Here is a 19927-nt window from a genome sequence, read left to right as displayed (position 1 = left end):
GGCCGCCGGCTACCAGGTGGCGTCCAGCCCCAGCAGGCGCAGCACCTGGTGGCGCAGGGCGGCCAGTTCCGGGTGGCCGCGGTGGCGCGGGTAGGGCAGCGGGTTGGCGATGTCGGCCAGGATGCGCGCCGGCCGGTCGCTGAACACGATCACGCGCTGCGCCATGAACAGCGCTTCCTCCACGTCGTGCGTGACCAGCAGCGCCGAGAAGCCGGCACGCTGCCACAGCGCGACCAGCTCGCTCTGCATCGTCAGCCGCGTGAGCGAATCCAGCTTGCCCAGCGGCTCGTCCAGCACCAGCAGCTTCGGGTCGTTGACCAGCGCACGCGCCAGCGCCACGCGCTGCGCCATGCCGCCCGAGAGCTGATGCGGATGCATCTGCGCATAGTCGGTCAGGCCCACCAGGGCCAGCGCTTCGTCCACCCGGTGGCGGTGCAGCTTGAGCAGGCCACGCGCCTGCAGGCCCAGGGCCACGTTGTCCCACACGGTGCGCCAGGGGTACAGCGTGGGGTCCTGGAACACGACGATGCGCGACGGGTCGGGCCGGTCGATCGGCCGGCCGTCCTGCTGCAGCGTGCCTTCGGCTGCGGGCTCCAGCCCGGCCACCAGCCGCAGCAGCGTCGACTTGCCGCAGCCGCTGGGGCCCAGCAGGGCCACGAACTCGCCAGGCTGGATCTTCAGGTCGATCTGCTGCAGCACCGGCAGCGGGCCGGCGGGCAGGTCGAAGCGGTGGCTGACGGCCTGGATGTCTATACGAGCGCCCACGGCGGCGGCGCTCACCATTTCACTGTTCCTTTCTGCCACGACAGCACGCGGTCGCGCACCGCGAACAACAGGGTGATCAGGCCCGAGCACACCACGGCCATCACGATCAGTGCTGCATACATGTTGCTGTACGAAGCCCAGCCCTGCGCCCAGGTGAGGTACCAGCCCAGGCCCGACTTCACGCCCATCATCTCGGCCGTGACCAGGATGGAGAACGCGCCGCCAAGGCCCATGAACAGGCCGACGAACACCTGCGGCAGCGCCGCCGGAATCGCCACCCGCAGCACCAGGAACAGCGGCGAGGCGCCCATGGTGCGCGCCACGTCGTAGTAGTTGCGGTTGACCCCGGCCACGCCCGACCAGGTGAGCACCGCCACCGGAAAGCCCGTGGCCAGCGCGATCAGGAAGATGGCCGCTGCATAGCTGCTGGGAAACATGAAGAACGCCAGCGGCAGCAGCGCCGAGGCCGGCACTGGCCCCAGGAAGCGGATGACCGGATGCGCCCAGTAGCCCACCAGCCGCGACCAGCCCATGGCCACGCCGATGAGAAAGCCCACGCTGGCGCCCCAGGCCACGCCGAAGGCCAGCAGCTTGACCGAATTGAAGGCGCTGTCGCCCAGCCGCCGCCAGTCGTCGGTATAGACCTCGGCCAGCGCGGTGGGCGGCGCGAAGAAGGGCGTGGGCAGCCAGGCCAGCTTGGCGGTGAACAGTTCCCAGGCGCCGAAGATCAGCGCCAGCGCCACCAGCCAGGCACCGGCCGGCCGCAGCGTGGCCTGCAGCACCCGGCCCGTGCGGCCGGCCAGCGGTGCCAGCAGCGCCACCGCGGCCAGCAGCGCGGCCAGGGCCAGCGCCACCAGGCCGAACTCCCGGGTGTAGACCCATTCGGTGAAACCTTCCACCTGGTTGGGCAGCAGCAGCGTGAGCGCGCCCACGCCGGCCCAGGCGGCCGCGGCCACGAGGCCCAGCGACCACACGGCGGGAAAGGCCGAAGGCTGCGCGGACGCCGGCGCCTGCAGCGGCGGCGCGGAGGTGATGGTCATCGCAGGCCCTTCAGCCGAGCACGTCGGCGTACACGTGACGCGCCAGCTTGGCCGGGTCGGTGCTTTGCTTCAGCACGCCCACCGAGCGGAAGTCGCGCGCATAGAACTCGATCTCCTTCAGGAAATCGCCGCCCAGCGGATGGTGGCGGTGCGTCAGCGTGCCCAGCAGCGCACGCAGGTCTTCCACCGGCACCTTGGGCGAGTACTTGGCGAACAGCTTGGCCGATTCGTTCGGGTTGTCGGCCACGTAGTCCGACGCCTGCACGATGGCCCGTGCCACGCCGGCCGCCACCGGCCGCTCCTTGCGCACCAGGTCGCCGCGGGCGCCGACGATGCAGCACACCTTGTCCTTGTACTCACCCGTCAGGTTGCTGGCGATCTCGGTGTACTGGCCGGGCTTGCGCTTTTCCAGCAGGTACAGGTTGGGGTCGCCGTCGGCGATGGCCTGGATCTCGCCCTTGTCCACCGCCACGCCCAGCAGGTCGGCCGGGTACTGGCGCCAGGTCACGTCCTTGTCGGGATCGATGCCGTTCTTGGCCAGCAGGATGGAGAAAAAGTTCTTGCCCGGCGCGGCCAGGTCCGGCACGCCGATGGTCTTGCCCTTCAGGCTCTGCAGCGTGGTGGCGCCGGTGGCCTTGGCGCCGATCAGCCGCACGCAGCCCCCGTGCGAGCTGCCGATCAGCTTGACGTCGAAGCCGGCTTCCAGCGGCTTGAGCCAGCGGTGGATCATGCCCACCGCGGCGTCGGCCTTGCCGGTGGCCAGCGATTCCAGCAGCTGGTCGGTGCTGCCGGTGTAGTTGATGAGATCAACCAGGACGCCGTTGCGCTCGAAGTAGCCCAGCTCCTGCGCCACCACCACGGGCGACAGGCAGAAGGCATTGGCATTCCAGGCGAAGGTGAGCTTGCGCGGCTGCGCCAGCGCGCCGGTGGTGGCGATGCCGATGGGGCCGATGACGGCGGCGGCGCCGGCGGTGCGCAGGAGGCCGCGGCGGGTGAGGTGCTTGATCACGTGCGGCTCCGGTCAGGCGGCGAGTTGCGGGCGTTCGGCCAGGCGCTGGGCCACCAGCGCGCGGGTGCGCGGGATCAGCTCGCGGCCGTAGTCGATGGCGTCTTCCAGCGGGTCGAAGCCGCGGATCAGGAAGGTGGTCACGCCCAGGTCGTAGTAGTCCAGCAGTGCTTCGGCCACCTGCTCGGGGGTGCCCACCAGCGCGGTGCTGTTGGAGCGGGCGCCTGTCTCCTGGGCGATGGCCGTCCACAGCCGCTTGTCGACCCGGCTGCCCTGCGCGGCGGCGGCCAGCAGGCGGCGCGCGCCTTCGCTCTGCTGCGGACCGCCGCGGCTGTAGCCGGCTTCCTGGCGCAACTGGCGGGTGCGTTCCAGGATGCCTTCGGCACGTGCCCAGGCCGCCTCTTCGGTGGCCGCCAGGATGGGGCGGAACGAGACCGAGAAGCGCACCGTGCGGCCGTGGCGCGCGGCCTCGGCCTTCACGCGGGTGGTCAGCTCCTTCACCTGCGCCAGCGATTCGCCCCACAACGCATACACGTCCGCATGCTTGCCCGCCACCGGAATGGCCGCCTCGCTGGCGCCGCCGAAGTAGATGGGCACATGCGGCCGCTGCACCGGCTTCACTTCCGAGAAGCCGGCCTCGAAGCGGTAGTGCTTGCTTTCATGGTCGAAGGGCGCGTCGCTGGTCCACAGGCGGCGCAGCAGCGTCAGGTATTCGTCGGTGCGCTCGTAGCGCTGGTCGTGGTCCAGGTAGTCGCCGTCGCGCCGCTGTTCCGAATCGGAACCGCCGGAGATGAAGTGCACACCCAGCCGGCCGCCGCTGAACTGGTCGAGCGAGGCGATCTGCCGCGCCGCCAGCGTGGGCACGGTGAAGCCCGGGCGGTGCGCCAGCATGAAGTGGATGCGCTCGGTGTGCGCCGCGGCATAGCTGATGGTCAGCGTGGCGCTGGGGCCGGTGGAATGGTGCGGCACCAGGATGCGGTCGAAGCCCGCGGCCTCGTGGGCCTGGGCGAAGGCCTTCACATACTCGCGGTCGATGGCCGGGCCGGTGGCCGCGTGGATCTCAGAGACCTTCTGGCTCTGGATCATCCCGATGAATTCGATGCTCATGGCGTGTTCCCTCACTGCTGGGCCTGGGTGGCCTGGTGGCCTTGGCGGCCGGTGCGGCACGCTAAGGCTGCAGGGCACGATGTCCAACGAAGCAAACCGAAGTTGTCTATGCGTTTTGCTTGTTTCCACAACGCGGCCGCGGCGCCTACGCTGCACGCTCTTGTAGAAGGAAGCCCCCCATGAGCAGTGACCTGGTGGCCGCCCCCGCCCATCTGCAGCCGCCGGCCGCGGCGCACCCCGATGAGCTGGGCGAGGTGCTGGCGCGGCTGACGCGCCGCTTCGCCGCCACCGCGGCCGAGCACGACCGCGACGCGCGCTTCCCGCATGCCAACTTCGACGACCTGCATGCACAAGGGCTGGTCGCCTCGGTGGTGCCGGTGGCCCTGGGCGGCGGCGGCGCCTCGCTGGCCACGGCCCGGCGCATCGTGGGCGCAGTGGCCCGCGGCGAGCCGGCCACTGCGCTGGTGCTCACGATGACCTTCCTGATCCACCGCAGCATCACCCGCGCCGACAGCCGCTGGCCGGCGCACTGGCGCGACGCGGTGCTGCGCAGCGCAGTGGCCGACGGCGCGCTGGCCAATTCGCTGCGGGTGGAGCCGCAGCTCGGCTCGCCGGCCCGCGGCGGCCTGCCGGCCACGGTGGCGCGCCGCACGGCCGACGGCTGGCGCCTGAGCGGCCACAAGCTCTACACCACCGGCATCCCGGCGCTGCGCTGGCTGGCGGTGTGGGGCCGCACCGACGATCCCGATCCGCGCGTGGGCGTGTTCCTGGTGCCGCGCGATGCGCCAGGCATCCGCGTGATCGAGAGCTGGGACCACCTGGGCCTGCGCGCCTCGGGCAGCCACGAGGTGGTGTTCACCGACGTGCCGCTGGCGGCGGACCAGGCCGTGGACATCCGCCCCGCGGCCGACTGGGCGGCCGGCCCCGATCACGACCAGTACGCCTGGATGATCGTGCTGCTGGGTGCGCTGTACGACGGCGTGGCCCGGGCCGCGCGCGGCTGGCTGCTCGACTTCCTGTCGCAGCGCGCGCCGGGCAGCCTGGGCGCGCCGCTGTCCACGCTGCCGCGGGTGCGCGAGAAGGTGGGCGAGATCGAGGCGCTGCTGTGGGCCAACGACGCCCTGCTGGACGGCCTGGTGCGGGCCACCGATGGCGGCGCGGTGCCGCGCGTGGCCGACAGCAGCCTGGTGAAGTGGAACCTCAGCCGCAACGCCATCCGCGTGGTCGACATCGCGCTGGAATTGAGCGGCAACCACGGCCTGGCGCGGCGCAATCCGCTGGAGCGCCACCACCGCGACGTGCTGTGCAGCCGCATCCACACGCCGCAGGACGACAGCATCCTGCAGCAGGCCGGCTTGCTGGCTTTCGAAGGCTCGGCGGCATGAAGGCCGCCGGTTTGAGGCACCATGCCGGTTCCTCCGGCTTGTTGGGAAGGACCCTGCCATGACGATTGAAGCACCGGCCTTCCGGTCGTTCATCGCGTCGCTCGAAGCGCTGGTCGCGCAGGCGCCGCCCGAGCCGCGGCTGCTGGACGAAGGCGGCCGCCTGCTGGGCGCGCTGGTGGCCGACGACCGCTGGCTGCCCGCGGCATATGCCACGCCGGGCGACCGCTACCGCCAGTACCCGCTGCACCGCGACGTGGCCGGCCGCTTCTCGGTGGTGAGCTTCGTGTGGGGGCCGGGCCAGGCCACGCCGATCCACGACCACACGGTGTGGGGCCTGATCGGCATGCTGCGCGGGGCCGAGTTCTCGCAGGGCTATCGCTTCGCCGGGCCCGCGAAGCTGGTGGAGGCCGGCCCGCCGGTGCGGCTGGCGCCTGGCCAGGTGGAGGCGGTGTCGCCACGCGTGGGCGACATCCACCGCGTGCACAACGCCTTCGACGACCAGGTGTCGATCAGCATCCATGTGTACGGCGCCGACATCGGCACCATCGAGCGCGCCACCTACGGGCTGGACGGCAGCCGCCAGCGCTTCGTCTCCGGCTACACGCCGGTGCCCTGAACTTGTATAGGCAAGCTGAATGACCTTGAACGCCACCCCCGCCGACGTGCGCGCCGCCCTGCTCGCCCGCCGCGAGATCGCGCTGCTCGACGTGCGCGAGGAAGACCCCTATGCCCAGGCGCACCCGCTGTGGGCGGCCAACCTGCCGCTGTCGAAGCTGGAGCTGGAGGCCTACGGCCGCATCCCGCGCCGCGACACCGCCATCGTGGTGTACGACGACGGCGAAGGCTTTGCGCAGCGGGCCGCCGACCGGTTGCGGTCGCTGGGCTACACCGACGTGCGCTTGCTCGCCGGTGGGCTGGCCGGCTGGCGCGAGGCCGGCGGCGAGCTGTTCCGCGACGTGAACGTGCCCAGCAAGAGCTTCGGCGAGCTGGTGGAGGCCGAGCGGCACACGCCTTCGCTCGTGGCGGAAGAAGTCAAGGCGCTGCTCGATGCCCAGGCCGACGTGGTGGTGCTGGACGCGCGCCGCTTCGACGAATACCAGACCATGAGCATCCCGACGGCCACCAGCGTGCCGGGTGCCGAGCTGGTGCTGCGCGCCCGTGCGCTGGCGCCCGACCCGGCCACGCGGGTGATCGTCAACTGCGCCGGCCGCACGCGCAGCATCATCGGCACGCAGTCGCTGGTGAATGCCGGCCTGCCCAACCCGGTGGCGGCGCTGCGCAACGGCACCATCGGCTGGAAGCTGGCGGGCTTGCAGCTCGACCATGGCCAGCAGCGTCGCCCGCCCGCCGAGGTGCCGGCCGAGGTGCAGGCCGAAGCCCGGCGTGCCGCGGCCGGACTGGCGCAGCGCGCCGGCGTGCTGCGCATCGGCCAGCCGCAGCTCGATGCCTGGCAGGCCGAGTCCACACGCACCACCTATGCCTTCGACGTGCGCACGCCGGAGGAATATGCGGCCGGCCACCGGCCTGGATTCCGCAACGCGCCGGGTGGCCAGCTGGTGCAGGAGACCGACCACCATGCGCCGGTGCGCGGCGCCCGCATCGTGCTGGTGGACGACGGCGGCGACCTGGCCGAGGCAGGGCGCGGCGTGCGTGCCGCGATGACGGCTTCCTGGCTGGCGCAGATGGGTTGGGAGGTGGCGCTGCTGGAGGGCGAGGCCGTGCTGCTGGAGGCGCGCGTCACCGGCCCCGACGTGCCGCCGCTGCCGCCCCTGCCCGCGCCGCGCACGGTGGCGCCCGCCACGCTGGCCGATTGGCTGGCCAGCGGCGACGGCACCGTGGTGATCGACGTGACGACCAGCGCCAACCATGTGAAGCGCCACATCCCCGGCGCCTGGTGGACGACGCGGGCGGTGCTGGCCGAGGCGCTGCAGCGCATGCCGCCGGCGCGGCGCTACGTGCTCACCTGTGGATCGAGCCTGCTGGCCCGATTCGCGGCCGAGGACCTGCAGGCCCTCACCGATGCCGAGGTGTGGGTGCTGGAAGGCGGCAATGCGGCCTGGGTGGCTGCGGGGTTGCCGACGGAGCCGGGCGAGCAGCGCCTGGCCGCGCCGCGCATCGACCGCTATCGGCGGCCGTACGAAGGCACCGATGCACCGGCGTCAGCGATGCAGGCTTACCTCGATTGGGAGTTCGGCCTGGTCGAGCAACTGGGGCGGGATGGGACGCATCACTTCCGGGTGCTGGAAGCTTGAGCTTCTTGGTGTTTGACAGGCCGTAAGCGCTGTTTTTGTTCGGCCGCCGCGCGGGGGGCGGTGCCCGGCGGGGCTCATGCTGGGGTGGTCGGCCGCTGCGCGGCCGACTTCGCTGCGGTGCTCGCGCCGAGGTCGCGCGGCCCAACTCGCTCTCGTTCGCTTCGCTCACTGCCGCTCAAACAGTCGGCCGCGAGTCAGTTCACAAAGCGCGCTGCGCGCGCCGACCTCGGCACTGCGCTCCTCGCCACCCCACAAATCGCCCCACCGGGCACCGCCCCCCGCGCGGCTCTGCTCTGCTGTGCGGAAAGCTGCTGCAACCGCCTCGCTGGCAAGCACGCTGCGCCCGGGCGCGGCCGACGGCGCCAGCGCAGTGCCGTCGTCGCAGACCGTGGCGCCGTTGCAAGGCACCTTCATGCGCAGCACCACCGCTCCGACATTTGCGCAGGGCCGTGCGGGCCGGCTCGGGGGCGCATGTGGAGCGCCGAGCAGCGCAGGTCAGTCGGTGCGCAGCACCGACCGCGGAAGCTCAGCCCCCCGGGCCGGCCCGCACGGCCCTGCGCAAACCGCCCGACTCAGGTACAGCACCCCGCGAAGCACCCAACCCCCCGATCAAGCCTGCAGCCACGACAGCCACCAGTGCAATCACAGCCGCCACATACCCCACGCTGCCCGCGCCCCACTGCGGGATGGCCAAGCCGCCCAACACGGCGCCGAGGCCGATGCCGGCATTGGCGGCCGAGACGTTGAGCGTGCCGGCCAGCGCCTTGGCGTGGCTGGCGGCCTTCATCACGCGGATCTGGCAGATGGGGTACAGCGCCGTGTTGGCCACGCCCCAGACGGCCAGTGCCACGCACAGCCAGAAGCGCTGGCCCACGGCGGCCATGCTGCCGGCCATGCCCAGGGCCAGCAGCACGCTGAACAAGGCGGTGACGGCCAGCGGCCGCGCGTCCACCCAGCGGCCGCCCAGCCAGTTGCCTATCAGGCCCACGGCGCCGAAGCCCATCAGTCACCAGCCGACCTGCGCCTTGGGCACGCCGGCCGCGGTTTCCAGGGTGTCGGCCAGGTAGGTGTAGGCGGTGAACATCGCGGTGAACACCAGCACCGACAGCGCCACGTTGGCCACGAAGCGGGCGTCGCGCAGGATGCGCAGCTGCTCGGCCAGCCTCACCCGCTGCGGCGAGCGCAGACGCGGCATGCCCAGCTGCAGCATCAGCGCCACGGCGGCCGACAGCGCCGCCAGCAGCCAGAAGGCACCGCGCCAGCCGATGGCCTCGGCCGCCAGCGTGCCCAGCGGAATGCCGAACAGCATCGCCGCCGAGATGCCGAGGTAGACCGACGAAACCGCCCGGCCGGCACGCTGAGGCCCGGCGAGCTGGCCGGCGGTTTCGCTGGCGGTGCCCCAGAACACCGGCAGCGCCAGCGCCGGGATGAAGCGCGCCAACGCCAGCACGCCCACGTTGGGCGCCAGCGCGGCCAGCGCATTGGAGGCGGCGAACACCAGCAGGATGGCGACGAACAGCCGCTTGCGCTCGAAGTGCGCCACCGCGGCGGTGAGCAGTGGGCCGAACAGCATCACCGTGAAGGCGAAGAGCGTGACCAGCAGCCCGGCCGCGGAGATCGAGATCGACAGGTCGCGCGCCAGGGCGGGCAGCAGGCCGACGATCAGGAATTCGGTGGTCACCAGCACGAAGGCGGCGGTCGCCAGGATGGCGATGGAAGCGCCGCTGGCGCGCGGGGTGGGCGGGGTTGAGGCGGTCATGGTGGCGTGGTGGGCTGTCAGCCGACAAGCGTACTGGCGCCGCGGGTTCTGATATGAGGAGACTTTTCCAGTTACTCTGGAGCGAAATTCTTCAATCAGCGACCTGCCCATGCTGCCTACCGAACGTCTGAAAGGCATAGAAGCCTTCGTCTGCACCGCCGAGGCGGGCAGCTTCACCGCCGCGGCCGAGCGGCTGAACCTCACCAACTCCGCGGTCGGCAAGGCGGTGGCGCGGCTGGAGGCGCGGCTGCACACGCGGCTGTTCGAGCGCACCACCCGCCGGCTGTGGCTCACCGATGCGGGCGCGGCCTTTCACCGCACCTGCGTGCGGGTGCTGGAGGAACTGCGCATGGCCGAGCAGGTGCTGGCCGCCGAGAAGCTGGAGCCCTCGGGCCGCTTGCGGGTGGACCTGCCCGCCACCTTCGGCCGCATGCGCGTGGTGCCACTGCTGGTCGAGTTCGCCGCGCAGCATCCCGGCGTGCAGCCGCACCTGTCCTTCACCGACCGCTTCGTCGACCTGGTGGAGGAGGGCATCGACCTCGGCGTGCGCATCGGCGGCCCCGATGCATGGCCGGCCGCCCTGGGCCACCGCTACCTGGGGACCGAGCGGCTGGTGTTCTGCGCCTCGCCCGAGTACCTGGCGCGGCGCGACGCGCCGGCCGGCGTGGACGACCTGGCCGCCCACGACGCGGTGACCTACGGCCGGGCCGACGGCAGCGCCAACCCCTGGCTGATCCAGCGCGGCACGGCCCCGGTGGAGCGCCGCGAGGTGCCGGGCCGCTTCATCGTCGGCGATGCCGGCGCGCAGGTGGAGGCGGTGCTGGCCGGCGTCGGCATCGCCCAGCTCGCCACCTGGCTGGTGGCGTCGCACCTGGCCAGCGGCCGGCTGGTGGCGCTGCTGCCCGAAGCCGCCACGGACGGCCTGCCACTGCACCTGGTGTGGCCGCGCAGCCGCCAGCTGCTGCCCAAGGTGGACGCGCTGATCGCCCACCTGGCGCAGCGGCTGAAGGTGCAGGCGTAGCACGCGCCGCGGCCCGACGGTGCAAACTCCCCGGCAATGACCCGTCTCAAGATCCAGCGCCAGGTCGAGCGCATCCTCGACGAAAGCCGCCAGCGCACGCTGAGCATCATCGTGCAGGGCCAGCCCGCCGGGCTGCATGAAGCGCTGCGGCGCGCCGCGGAGGAGGCCATGCAGCGGCGTGCCATCACCAGTGCCAGCGACCTGCTGCCCGCGCCGTACCGCGCCACCTCGGTGCGGCAGAAGGCCGCCGCCACGGTCGCGCAGCGCAAGGCGCAGCTGCAGGCCCTGCGCCGGCTCGGGGTGGCGGCCATCGCGCCGATGCAGGCAGCGGCCTTCATCCATGCGTCGCGCCTGGCCCGGCGCGCCAACCCGGGCGGCCAGCCGCGGCCGCTGCCGCTGGCCGGCGCCGCCGCCATGGAGATCGACCGCGACGACCTGGCCCGCCTGCCGGACCAGTTGCCCGGCGTGCTGGCCATCTTCCCCAACCGGCGGGTGCCGGTGCCGCCGCGGCTGAAGGCCAAGACGCTGCCGCCCGAGGTGGAGCGCTGGGTCACCCATGCCTGGGGCCTGGAGGCGGTGGGCGCGCTCTCGTGCTGGGGCGCCTTCGATGCGCGCGGCCAGGGCGCCAAGGTGGCGGTGCTGGACACCGGCGTGGAGGCCACCCACCCCGACCTGCAGGGCAAGGTGATCGGCTTTGCCGAATTCGATGCCAAGGCCGGCCTCATCAAGCAGGGCGTCGACCAGGCCTGGGACGCCGACGGCCACGGCACCCATGTGTGCGGCACCATTGCCGGCGGGCGCAGCAGCGGCCGCTGGATCGGCGTGGCGCCGGGCGTGCAGTTGCTGGTGGCCAAGGTGCTGGGCAAGACCGGCGGCACCGACGAGCAGATCCTCAAGGGCATGGAATGGGCGGTGGCCCAGGGCGCCGAGGTCATCAACATGTCGCTGGGCGGCCTGACCTTCGACCCCGGCGTGCTGGACACCTACACCGCCGCGATGATCGCCGCGCGTGCGGCCGGCGTGCCGGTGGTGGTGGCCATCGGCAACGACGGCGCGCAGACCAGCGGCTCGCCGGGCAACGACTTCTTCGCGCTGGCCGTGGGCGCGATGGACGTGCAGGGCCGCGTGGCCGCCTTCAGCGCCGGACGCACCCACGTGGTGGAAACGTCCGACGCCATCGACGCCCGCCACCTGCCGCTGGTGTATGCCAAGCCCGACGTGGCCGCGCCGGGCGTGCATGTGTATTCCTGCATCGGCAAGAACAAGTGGGAGCACCTGAACGGCACGTCGATGGCCGCGCCGCACGTGGCCGGCGCGCTGGCGCTGATGCTCAGCCGCACCGGTGCCGCGGCGCAATCGCCGCTGCTGTCGCTGACCGGCTGGGAGCGCTCGGACGCGCTGCTGCAGCTGCTCACCGGCAGCGTCACCGACTGCGGCGAGAACGGCCAGGACCACCGCTACGGCCACGGCAAGCTTTCCGCGCTGGCCGCCTACGGCAATGCGGTGCAGCTGGGCTACCTGCCGGCGGCTTGAACACCATGCACCCAGCCATTACGCTTGACGCAGCACCCGCAGCAGGACCCCCGCCATGAGCCACCACGCCCCCAATGCCTTGCGCGATGCCAGCCTGGTCGATTTCGCGTCCCAGGCCGACGCCGCCCAGCGCACCTCGGTCATCATCGAGGCGCGCCGGCTGCCCGTCACGCCCTCGCCCCAGGCACTGGCCCGGCACACCGCGGTGGGCCCGTCCGAACTGTTGCCGCCGCCGGTCCATGCCCGCGGCGCGGCAGCATCGGCCCTGAGCGAATACCCGGCCTGCGACATGAACGACCTGGAGGCCTGCCTGTCCAGCCTGGGCCTGGCCGACGATGCGCGCCGCAACGACCTCAACGGCAGCTTCGTGGTCGAGGTGACGCCGCCGCAGCTGCGCGTGCTGGCGCAGGCGCCTTCGGTGCAGGCGATCCACAGCAACCGGCATCACCGGCGCAGCGCGGGCTGAGCGCCTGCGGCGGCCGGTTGCGCCTGGGTGGGCAGCAGCATCAACGCCGCCACCGCGCTGAAGCCCAGGCCGGCCGTCACCCACAGCGCGTGGCCCTGGAGCCGGTCGAGCACCAGCCCGAAGGCCACCGGTGCCAGCGCCTGCGAGACACGGGCCGGCGCCATCAACCAGCCCTGGCGCGCGCCGTAGCCCGCGCTGCCGAACAAGGCCAGCGGCAGCGTGCCCTTGGTAATCGTGAGCAGGCCGTTGCCGGCGCCATGCATCAGCCCGAACACCGGCGCCCAGGCGGGCCCGGCCAGCAGCAGCAGGGCGGCGCCCAGCGGGTGCAATGCGGTGGCCAGCCGTGCCACCCACAGCGGATGCGCCCGCCGCAGGAAGCCGAACTCCAGCAGCCGCGCCGCCACCTGCGCGGGCCCGATCAGGGCGCCTACCATCAGCGCCGTGCCCACCGAGGCCCCTGCCGCCTGCATCAGGCGCGGCAGGTGGGTGGCCAGCGCGGTGGCCGCAAACAGCGAGGCCGCGAACACCCAGGCCAGCACCAGCATCGCTCGCCATTCGCCGCCGGCCGCCGGTGCATCGGCCGCGGCCGGCACGGCGGCGGGCGGCGGCGCGGCTGCAGCGGCCGGCGCCGGCCGGCCGAGCACCGCGGCCACGCGCGGCAGCCAGGCATTGAGCGGCAGGCCCAGCAGCAGGTGCAGCGCCGCCCACACCAGGCAGGTGCTGCGCCAGCCGTAGCGGCTTTCCAGCCAGGCCGACAGGGGCCAGCCGACGGTGCTGGCGAAGCCCGCGATCAGCGTGATGCCGGTGATGCCGTTGCGGGCCTGCCGGCCGTACAGCCGCACCAGGCTGGCGAAGGCCGCCTCGTACAGGCCGCTGCCCATGCCCAGCCCCAGCACCACCCAGGCCATGAACAGGCCCGCCAGGCCCTGGCACAGCCCCAGGCCGACCAGCCCGGCCGCGAACACGCCGCTGGTGGCCATCAGCACCGGCCGTCCGCCCAGCCGGTCGATGGCATGGCCGGCGCGTGGGCCCACCGCGGCCGAGACCACCAGCGCGAGGCTGAAGGCCGCCAGCACCGTGGGCACCGTGGTGCCCAGGTCGCGGGCCATGGGCGCGGCCAGGATGGCCGGCAGGTAGTAGGTGGAGGCCCAGGCCAGCGTCTGGGCGCTGCCCAGCCGCAGCACGGTGGCCGTGCGCGGCTTGGGCTCTTCGGTCGACGGGAACATGCCGGCGACTGTAGGCGGTGCCAGGGCGCCGCCCTGTCGCCGGCGGGTCAGCGCTAGGGAAGCTGCGCCGTCACCTTGATGCTGGCGAACCAGGCCGCCAGGTTGTCGATGTCGGCATCGGTCAGCGGCTTGGCCATCACCGCCATCACCTCGTGCTTGCGCTCGCCGCTGCGGTAGGCCTTGAGCTGCGCAGCCACGTAGAGCGCGGGCTGGCCGGCCAGGTTGGGCGCATCGGGCGCGCTGCTCAGGCCGTTGGGGCCGTGGCACACCGCGCACTGCATGGCCTTGGCCTTGCCGGCGGCGGCATCGGCCGCGGCGGCCGGCCAGGGAGCCGCCACCGCGGCGAGCAGGCCGAGGCCTGCCGCCAGCGCGCCGAGCTTCGTCGGTTGTCGCTGCTGCATCGGCATCACGGCGCGTTGTAGGTGATGCGGTAGATGGCGCCGACGAAGTCGTCGGACACCAGCAGCGAGCCGTCCTTCATCACCGCCACGTCCACCGGCCGGCCGCGGTACACGCCGGTCTCGCTGTCCAGCCAGCCATCGGCGAACACCTCGGTCTTGTCGGCGCTGCCGTCGGGCTTGAGCGAGGTGAACATCACCCGCGCACCCACCGGCTTGGTGCGGTTCCACGAGCCGTGCTGCGCCGAGAAGAAGCCGCCCTGGTACTGGGCCGGGAACTGGCGGCCGGTGTAGAAGGCCATGCCCAGGTCGGCCGCATGCGCATCGGTCATCACCTGCGGATTCACCGCGCCGGCCGGGATCGGGTCCTTGTCGTAGCCGCTTTCGGTGATGCGCGTCTGGCTCACGATGTAGGGGTAGCCGAAGAACTGGCCGGCCTGGGTGGCGCGGTTGATCTCGCCCTTGGGGATGTCGTCGCCCATGCCGTCGGTCTGGTTGTCGGTGAACCAGAGCGTCTTGTCCTTGGGATTGAAGTCCATGCCCACCGAGTTGCGCACGCCGCGGGCGAACACCTCGCGCTTGCTGCCGTCCAGCCCCATGCGCACGATGCCGCCGATGCCCACCTGCTCGTACAGCTTCAGCTTCTCGCGCGGCTGCACGTTGAAGGGCTGGCCCAGCGTGATGTAGAGCTGGTTGTCCGGCCCCACGCGGCAGGTGCGCGCGCCGTGGTTGTACGACTCTTCCTCCACCGGGATCAGCTGGCCTTGCGGCACCACCTCGGCCACGGCCACGTCCGGACCTTCGTAGAAGAACTCGGCGGCCGGGAACATCAGCACCCGGTTGTGCTCGGCCACCAGCAGGCTGCCGTCACGGGTCCAGCACACGCCGTTGGGCACCTTGAAGTTGAGCGATGGCGCGAAGGCCTTCACCTCGGTGGCGGTGCCGGTGGACAGGCGGTCGGTCACGGCCCACACCGCGGTCTTGCGGGTGCCGACGAACAGCATGTTGGTCGACGGCGCCACCGCCATGTGGCGCGCATCGGGCACCACCGCATACAGGCTGATGCGGAAGCCCGGCGGCAGCTTCACCTTCTCCAGGTTCTTCCTGATGGCCTCGGCCTGCGCGCCGGATTGCGGCACCGGCGGAATGTTCAGGTCGGTGCCCGAGACCTTCATCTGCTTGAGCTTGTCGATGTTCTGCGCCTGCGCGGGCAGGTGGCCGGCCAGGGCCAGTGCCAGCGCGGCCATCACGGGCGCAAGGGTCGGGCGGAATGTGCGTGGCATGGGGTCGTCTCCTTGTTGTTGGCGCCGCCGCCGGAACGGGCGTCAGCCTGCTGCACATCGCAACGCACATGCCCGGCGGGACAGCCATCGGCGTGCAGCCGCCACCACCCTCTGCGGCCTGCGTACAAACCCGCGCCGCCGCCGCCTCCGCCGGCCGTGCAGGCGCTGTACAGGGGCGACGGCAGGCTGCACAGAAACTGTTCAGTTGCGGCGCCACCGGCCGGCCTGTTATGGTCAAAGCACCCACAGGGCGAAGACCGAGCGGCGCAGACCGCGGCAGGAGACGAGGCGATGCTCGAAGCAAGTGGTGCATGGCAGGACTGGCAACGTGCGCAATGCCGCGCGGTGCTGGCGCGCAGGCTGCCGGTGGCGGCCGACGACCCGCCGGGCGAGATCCTCGACAGCTGGGCCCGCTGCCTGCAGGCCGGGCTGGATTTCGATCGGCCGCTGCCGCTGGTGGTCATCGAGGATGCCGACCTGCGCCGCCGCCATGAGCGGGCCGGCCGCGTGCGGCAGCTGGCGTTGATCGAGCTGGAGTCGCTGATGCAGCAGATCGCCGGCAGCAGCTTCCTGCTGGCCTTCGCCGATGCCGACGGCGTGGTGCTGGACCGCTATGCGGACCAGCGCTTCGTCACCAGCACCGCAGGCGCCGGCATCCCGGCCGGCAGCGTGTGGACGGAACATGCCGCCGGCACCAACGGCCTGGGCACCGCGCTGGCCTGCGGCCGGCCGGTGGCGGTCAACGGCCCGGAGCACTTCTTCGGCCAGTTCAGCCACATCGCCTGCACCGCCGCGCCCATCCGCGATGCGGATGGCGTGGTGGTGGGCGCGCTGGATGCCTCCTGCTGCTTCGACTCGCGGCAGCGCCACACCCAGGCGCTGGTGCAGATGGCCGCGGCCCACATCGAGAACGTGCTGCTGGCCGAGCAGCGGCGCCAGCACTGGGTGCTGGCCATCCATCCGCGGCCGGAGTTCGTCGGCACGCTCAGCGCAGGGCTGCTGGCCTTCGATGGCGACGGCCGGCTCAGTGCCTGCAACGGCCGCGCGGCCGGGCTGCTCAGCGGCCTGGCGGTGCAGCGCGGCACCCCGTTCGAGCAGCTGTTCAACGAGCCCTTCGACCGCTTCATCGGCCGCCTGCGATCGGACGGCGGCACCCGGCTGCGCGATGCGATGAACAGCGTGCTGGCCGTGGCCTGCGTGCAGCCGGCGGCGCCGCCTGCGCTGGCCGCGCCGGCCGGCGCGCCGGCCGCGGTGCCGGTGCTGCCGACCCGCACGGCCACCGCCACCCTGTCCCCGGCCGTGGCCACCGACGACGGCGCGGTGCTGCAGGCGCAGGCGATGGTGGCAGCCGCGGTGCGGCGGCGGCTGCCCATCCTGATCCAGGGCGAGACCGGCACCGGCAAGGAGCTGCTGGCCCGCCATGCCCATGCGGCCAGCGGCCGCGAAGGCGCCTTCGTGCCGGTGAACTGCGGCGGCATGCCGGCCGAGCTGTTCGAGGCCGAGCTGTTCGGCTATGCGGGCGGCGCCTTCACCGGCGCACGCCGCCAGGGCCAGGCCGGCCTGCTGGCCAGTGCCGATGGCGGCACGCTGCTGCTGGACGAAGTGGGCGAGCTGCCGCTGCCGCTGCAGGCCGCGCTGCTGCGCTTCCTGGACGACGGTCTGCTGCGCCCGGTGGGCGGCCGGCAGTGGCGGGCGGTGGATGTGCAGGTGCTGGCCGCCACCCATGTGGACCTGGAGGCCGCAGTGGCCGCCGGCCGCTTCCGCGCCGACCTGCTGTGGCGCCTGAACACCGTCAGCGTGAAGCTGCCGCCGCTGCGGCTGCGCGCCGACCTGGCCGCCCAGGCCCAGCGGCTGCTGGCCGAGCTGGAGCCGCAGGCCCGGCTGACGCGGGAGGCGCAGCGCCTGCTGGCGGCCCAGCCCTGGCCCGGCAACTTCCGCGAGCTGCGGGCCTGCCTGGCGCGTGCGTTGCTCACCCATCCCACCGGCCTGATCGACGCGGCCGACCTGCAGCCGCTGCTGCCGGCCCGTGCCACGCCGCAGGCCGAAGGCCCCTCGCAGCTGCAGCGCAGCGCCACCGAGGTGGTGCTGGCCGAGTTCCGACGCAGCGGCTCGGTAAGCCAGACCGCGCGAAGCCTGCGCATCTCGCGCACCACGGTGTACCGGCACCTGCGGGAAGCGGGCGTCAGCGGCTGATCGGGCCCGGGCCAGAATGCGTGCACGCATTCCTGGAGACCTTGCAGTGACCCATGTTCCCAACCCGGCCCGCGGCACCCGTGGCATGGCGGTGGCGCCGCATTCGCTGGCGGCGCAAAGCGCCATCGGCGTGCTGCGCGAAGGCGGCAATGCGGTGGAGGCGATGGTGGCGGCCGCGGCCACCATCGCGGTGGTGTATCCGCACATGAACAGCATCGGCGGCGATGGCTTCTGGCTCATCGCCCGGCCCGGCGACGAGCCGCGCGGGCTGGAAGCCTGCGGCGCCGCCGCCCAGGCCGCCAGCATCGAGGCCTACCGCGGCCACGGCATCGAGCGCATTCCGTTTCGCGGCGGGCTGGCGGCCAACACCGTGGCCGGCACGGTGTCCGGCTGGGAGGCGGCACTGGCCTGGTCGAAGGACGCGCTGGGCGGCCGGCTGCCGCTGCCGCGCCTGCTGGACGACGCGATCCACCATGCCCGCGACGGCATCGCCGTCACCCGCAGCCAGTCGGCCTGCATCACCAACAAGCGCGAGGAGCTCACGCCGGTCAGCGGCTTCGCCCACAGCTACCTGGCGGACGGCCAGGCGCCGGCCACCGGCAGCCTGTGGAAGCAGCCCCGCATGGCCGCCACGCTGGAGCACCTGGCCCGCGTGGGCCTGGACGACTTCTACCGCGGCGACCTGGCCCGCTCGATGGCGGCCGACCTGATGGCGGCCGGCAGCCCGGTGGCGCTGTCGGACCTGAAGGCGCACCAGGCGGTGTGGAAGCAGCCGCTGGCCATGGCCCATTCGGCCGGCAGGCTCTACAACATGCCGCCGCCCACGCAGGGCCTGGTGTCGCTGCTGATCCTGGGCCAGCTGGACCGGGTGTTCGACGCCGCCCGCATGACCCATGACGACCCGGCCTTCGTGCATGCCTGCGTGGAGGCCACCAAGCAGGCCTTCGCCATCCGCGACACGCTGATCACGGACCCCGCGTGGATGAGCGTGGATCCGCAGGCGCTGCTGGCGCCGGCCGCGCTGGACGACATGGCATCCAGGATCCGCTTCGACGATGTGCGGGGCTGGTCCGGCGGCCAGGGCCCGGGCGACACGGTGTGGATGGGCGTGATCGACCGCGACGGTGTGGCGGTGAGCTTCATCCAGAGCATCTACCACGAGTTCGGCAGCGGCATCGTGCTGCCCGAGTCGGGCGTGAACTGGCAGAACCGCGGCTGCAGCTTTTCGCTGGACCCGGCGGCGCTCAACCCGCTGACGCCGGGCCGCAAGCCCTTCCACACGCTGAACCCCGCGCTGGCCCGGCTGCACGACGGCCGCACCATCGTCTACGGCAACATGGGCGGCGACGGCCAGCCGCAATCGCAGAGCGCGGTGTTCAGCCGCATGGTGCATTTCGGCATGAACCCGCAGGCCGCCATCAGCGCGCCGCGCTGGCTGCTGGGCCGCACCTGGGGGCAGGAGAGCGAATCGCTGAAGCTGGAAAGCCGCTTTCCGCCCGGGACCATCGCCGCCCTGCGCGCCGCCGGCCACGAGGTGGACGTGCTGGCCGACTACGACGAAACGATGGGCCATGCCGGCGCCATCGTGATGACCGCCGACGGCACCTTCGAGGCCGGCAGCGACCCGCGCAGCGACGGGGCGGCGCTGGGGTGGTAGGGCGACAGCAGGTCATTGCTGCTTGTGTGCAATGGCCCGGCGGCAGGCGCTGCAGCCATAGCCATCGGCCGGGCGCACCACCTTCAGGGCGAATTCCCGTTGTGTGGTGACCCGTGTCACGCCACGCACGCCCGGAAGGAGGGCGTCCGAGAAAACACTCGGCCGGAACGGCGTTTCGGCATGCCAGAAGTAGAGCGAACCGCTGCCCAGCCGCCAAGCCACGCCCCCGCGGTCGGCGACCAGTGCCAGGGCGGACGGCGTCGGTGGCGATCCCTCCACCATCTCGATGTGGGGACACGACTCGCGCTTCTTGACGGCCTCGAAGACCTCGGACTGCTGGGAGTCGACCCACTGCTTGAGATACATGGTGGCGGTGACGGCGACCCCCAGCGGGCCGGCCAGCACGCTGCCGAGCGCACCGGTGCCGATGCCCACTGCCTTCATGCCCGAGTCGGCCAGCTTGATCAGGCTCCAGGGATTCATCGTTCGGACTCCGCAGCGTTGGTTCGCCCAGGCTAGCGGTTCGTCCACGAACCGGCCTCCCCATGCTCTATGAGACGGCCGCTCAGGCGCCTGCGCCCATGCGCTGCGCTGCCGCCGCCAGCCCGCCGAAGATGCTGGCGGTCACCCGCTCGGCGAGCTTCGCCTGCAGCTGCCCCTGCACCTCGGCGATGACGGACGGCGTGCGCGCGACGATCTCGTCGATCACGGCCTCGGCGCCCCGGCCGTCTTCGGTGGTGATGCCGTGGCGGGTGCCCAGCGCCGCCTGGAAGAAGTGGCGCCGGTCCATACACACCGCAGGCTGTGCACGCAAGCACGCCGAGGTGCGAGGTCCG

At 72.3% G+C, this 19927-nt stretch carries 18 protein-coding genes and 1 pseudogene; 8 read left to right on the top strand and 11 right to left on the bottom strand.

What is annotated here, in order from left to right; genetic code table 11:
- Window positions 1-9 precede the first annotated feature (9 nt).
- From VO99_RS16345 to VO99_RS16330, 4 genes are read right to left on the bottom strand one after another with little or no spacing between them, the layout of a single operon-like run.
- Window positions 10-783 carry an ABC transporter ATP-binding protein gene (locus VO99_RS16345; RefSeq protein WP_046113941.1) on the bottom strand — a complete coding sequence of 258 codons (774 nt, stop codon included), beginning with the start codon at window positions 781-783 and terminating at the stop codon, window positions 10-12.
- On the bottom strand, window positions 777-1805 hold the full coding sequence (locus VO99_RS16340) for an ABC transporter permease (protein ID WP_046113940.1): 1029 nt from the start codon (window positions 1803-1805) through the stop codon (window positions 777-779). Before VO99_RS16340 ends, VO99_RS16345 begins: the two co-directional genes overlap by 7 nt.
- 10 nt (window positions 1806-1815) lie before the next feature.
- Complete coding sequence (locus VO99_RS16335) at window positions 1816-2814, bottom strand: ABC transporter substrate-binding protein (RefSeq protein ID WP_046113939.1); 999 nt, start codon at window positions 2812-2814, stop codon at window positions 1816-1818.
- Window positions 2815-2826: 12 nt separating this feature from the next.
- Window positions 2827-3918, bottom strand: a complete 1092-nt coding sequence (locus VO99_RS16330; protein WP_046113938.1) for an LLM class flavin-dependent oxidoreductase — start codon at window positions 3916-3918, stop codon at window positions 2827-2829.
- 179 nt (window positions 3919-4097) lie between these two features.
- Here VO99_RS16330 and VO99_RS16325 point away from each other — a divergent pair, with 179 nt between their 5' ends.
- From VO99_RS16325 to VO99_RS16315, 3 genes are read left to right on the top strand one after another with little or no spacing between them, the layout of a single operon-like run.
- Window positions 4098-5303: an acyl-CoA dehydrogenase family protein gene (locus VO99_RS16325; RefSeq protein ID WP_083440653.1), complete on the top strand. Its 1206-nt coding sequence runs from the start codon at window positions 4098-4100 to the stop codon at window positions 5301-5303.
- Between the two features lie 58 nt (window positions 5304-5361).
- A complete protein-coding gene (locus VO99_RS16320) occupies window positions 5362-5919 on the top strand; it encodes a cysteine dioxygenase family protein (protein ID WP_046113937.1) in 558 nt (185 codons plus the stop codon).
- A gap of 19 nt (window positions 5920-5938) precedes the next feature.
- Window positions 5939-7555: a rhodanese-related sulfurtransferase gene (locus VO99_RS16315; RefSeq protein ID WP_046113936.1), complete on the top strand. Its 1617-nt coding sequence runs from the start codon at window positions 5939-5941 to the stop codon at window positions 7553-7555.
- A gap of 165 nt (window positions 7556-7720) precedes the next feature.
- Here the strand turns inward: VO99_RS16315 and VO99_RS30310 are convergent, their stop codons facing one another.
- On the bottom strand, window positions 7721-7978 hold the full coding sequence (locus VO99_RS30310) for a hypothetical protein (RefSeq protein WP_157039595.1): 258 nt from the start codon (window positions 7976-7978) through the stop codon (window positions 7721-7723).
- Between the two features lie 103 nt (window positions 7979-8081).
- A pseudogene (locus tag VO99_RS16310) lies at window positions 8082-9314 on the bottom strand (MFS transporter).
- Window positions 9315-9423: 109 nt separating this feature from the next.
- Here VO99_RS16310 and VO99_RS16305 point away from each other — a divergent pair.
- From VO99_RS16305 to VO99_RS16295, 3 genes are read left to right on the top strand one after another with little or no spacing between them, the layout of a single operon-like run.
- Window positions 9424-10335, top strand: a complete 912-nt coding sequence (locus tag VO99_RS16305) for a LysR family transcriptional regulator (RefSeq protein WP_046113935.1) — start codon at window positions 9424-9426, stop codon at window positions 10333-10335.
- A gap of 36 nt (window positions 10336-10371) precedes the next feature.
- Window positions 10372-11868, top strand: a complete 1497-nt coding sequence (locus VO99_RS28910) for a S8 family serine peptidase (RefSeq protein WP_052736390.1) — start codon at window positions 10372-10374, stop codon at window positions 11866-11868.
- A 55-nt stretch (window positions 11869-11923) separates the two neighbouring features.
- The gene (locus tag VO99_RS16295; RefSeq protein WP_046113934.1) at window positions 11924-12334 is read left to right on the top strand and encodes a hypothetical protein; all 411 of its coding nucleotides are present in this window, start codon (window positions 11924-11926) and stop codon (window positions 12332-12334) included.
- Here VO99_RS16295 and VO99_RS16290 read toward each other — a convergent pair.
- From VO99_RS16290 to VO99_RS16280, 3 genes are read right to left on the bottom strand one after another with little or no spacing between them, the layout of a single operon-like run.
- A complete protein-coding gene (locus VO99_RS16290) occupies window positions 12313-13560 on the bottom strand; it encodes an MFS transporter (RefSeq protein ID WP_046113933.1) in 1248 nt (415 codons plus the stop codon). The genes VO99_RS16295 and VO99_RS16290 overlap by 22 nt on opposite strands.
- A gap of 53 nt (window positions 13561-13613) precedes the next feature.
- A complete protein-coding gene (locus VO99_RS16285) occupies window positions 13614-13961 on the bottom strand; it encodes a c-type cytochrome (RefSeq protein WP_046114049.1) in 348 nt (115 codons plus the stop codon).
- A 5-nt stretch (window positions 13962-13966) separates the two neighbouring features.
- Window positions 13967-15241 carry a PQQ-dependent sugar dehydrogenase gene (locus tag VO99_RS16280; RefSeq protein WP_046113932.1) on the bottom strand — a complete coding sequence of 425 codons (1275 nt, stop codon included), beginning with the start codon at window positions 15239-15241 and terminating at the stop codon, window positions 13967-13969.
- A gap of 291 nt (window positions 15242-15532) precedes the next feature.
- On the opposite strand from VO99_RS16280, the gene VO99_RS16275 reads away from it, so the two are divergent.
- Both VO99_RS16275 and VO99_RS16270 read left to right on the top strand, forming a co-directional pair.
- Complete coding sequence (locus VO99_RS16275) at window positions 15533-17434, top strand: sigma-54-dependent Fis family transcriptional regulator (RefSeq protein ID WP_052736389.1); 1902 nt, start codon at window positions 15533-15535, stop codon at window positions 17432-17434.
- 85 nt (window positions 17435-17519) lie between these two features.
- Complete coding sequence (locus tag VO99_RS16270) at window positions 17520-19091, top strand: gamma-glutamyltransferase family protein (protein WP_046114047.1); 1572 nt, start codon at window positions 17520-17522, stop codon at window positions 19089-19091.
- Window positions 19092-19103: 12 nt separating this feature from the next.
- On the opposite strand, the gene VO99_RS16265 is transcribed toward VO99_RS16270, so the two are convergent.
- The gene (locus tag VO99_RS16265; RefSeq protein ID WP_046113931.1) at window positions 19104-19574 is read right to left on the bottom strand and encodes a hypothetical protein; all 471 of its coding nucleotides are present in this window, start codon (window positions 19572-19574) and stop codon (window positions 19104-19106) included.
- A gap of 82 nt (window positions 19575-19656) precedes the next feature.
- Window positions 19657-19881 carry a hypothetical protein gene (locus tag VO99_RS16260; RefSeq protein ID WP_046113930.1) on the bottom strand — a complete coding sequence of 75 codons (225 nt, stop codon included), beginning with the start codon at window positions 19879-19881 and terminating at the stop codon, window positions 19657-19659.
- Window positions 19882-19927 lie beyond the last annotated feature (46 nt).

Origin of the sequence: Aquincola tertiaricarbonis (assembly GCF_000969605.1) — a bacterium.
GTDB lineage: Bacteria > Pseudomonadota > Gammaproteobacteria > Burkholderiales > Burkholderiaceae_C > Aquincola > Aquincola tertiaricarbonis.
The sequence above is the reverse complement of the archived record's forward strand: the minus strand, read 5'-3'. Positions and strand labels throughout refer to the sequence as shown.

Bases quoted from the DNA above. Each gene is read 5' to 3' on its own strand.
- VO99_RS16290 (WP_046113933.1), bottom strand. From the start codon at position 13,560: ATGTTCCCGTCGACCGAAGAGCCCAAGCCGCGCACGGCCACCGTGCTG.
- VO99_RS28910 (WP_052736390.1), top strand. From the start codon at position 10,372: ATGACCCGTCTCAAGATCCAGCGCCAGGTCGAGCGCATCCTCGACGAA.
- VO99_RS16320 (WP_046113937.1), top strand. From the start codon at position 5,362: ATGACGATTGAAGCACCGGCCTTCCGGTCGTTCATCGCGTCGCTCGAA.
- VO99_RS16345 (WP_046113941.1), bottom strand. From the start codon at position 783: ATGGTGAGCGCCGCCGCCGTGGGCGCTCGTATAGACATCCAGGCCGTC.
- VO99_RS16285 (WP_046114049.1), bottom strand. From the start codon at position 13,961: ATGCAGCAGCGACAACCGACGAAGCTCGGCGCGCTGGCGGCAGGCCTC.
- VO99_RS16305 (WP_046113935.1), top strand. From the start codon at position 9,424: ATGCTGCCTACCGAACGTCTGAAAGGCATAGAAGCCTTCGTCTGCACC.
- VO99_RS16325 (WP_083440653.1), top strand. From the start codon at position 4,098: ATGAGCAGTGACCTGGTGGCCGCCCCCGCCCATCTGCAGCCGCCGGCC.
- VO99_RS16280 (WP_046113932.1), bottom strand. From the start codon at position 15,241: ATGCCACGCACATTCCGCCCGACCCTTGCGCCCGTGATGGCCGCGCTG.
- VO99_RS16275 (WP_052736389.1), top strand. From the start codon at position 15,533: ATGCTCGAAGCAAGTGGTGCATGGCAGGACTGGCAACGTGCGCAATGC.
- VO99_RS16265 (WP_046113931.1), bottom strand. From the start codon at position 19,574: ATGAATCCCTGGAGCCTGATCAAGCTGGCCGACTCGGGCATGAAGGCA.
- VO99_RS16315 (WP_046113936.1), top strand. From the start codon at position 5,939: ATGACCTTGAACGCCACCCCCGCCGACGTGCGCGCCGCCCTGCTCGCC.
- VO99_RS16260 (WP_046113930.1), bottom strand. From the start codon at position 19,881: ATGGACCGGCGCCACTTCTTCCAGGCGGCGCTGGGCACCCGCCACGGC.
- VO99_RS16340 (WP_046113940.1), bottom strand. From the start codon at position 1,805: ATGACCATCACCTCCGCGCCGCCGCTGCAGGCGCCGGCGTCCGCGCAG.
- VO99_RS16330 (WP_046113938.1), bottom strand. From the start codon at position 3,918: ATGAGCATCGAATTCATCGGGATGATCCAGAGCCAGAAGGTCTCTGAG.
- VO99_RS16295 (WP_046113934.1), top strand. From the start codon at position 11,924: ATGAGCCACCACGCCCCCAATGCCTTGCGCGATGCCAGCCTGGTCGAT.
- VO99_RS16270 (WP_046114047.1), top strand. From the start codon at position 17,520: ATGGCGGTGGCGCCGCATTCGCTGGCGGCGCAAAGCGCCATCGGCGTG.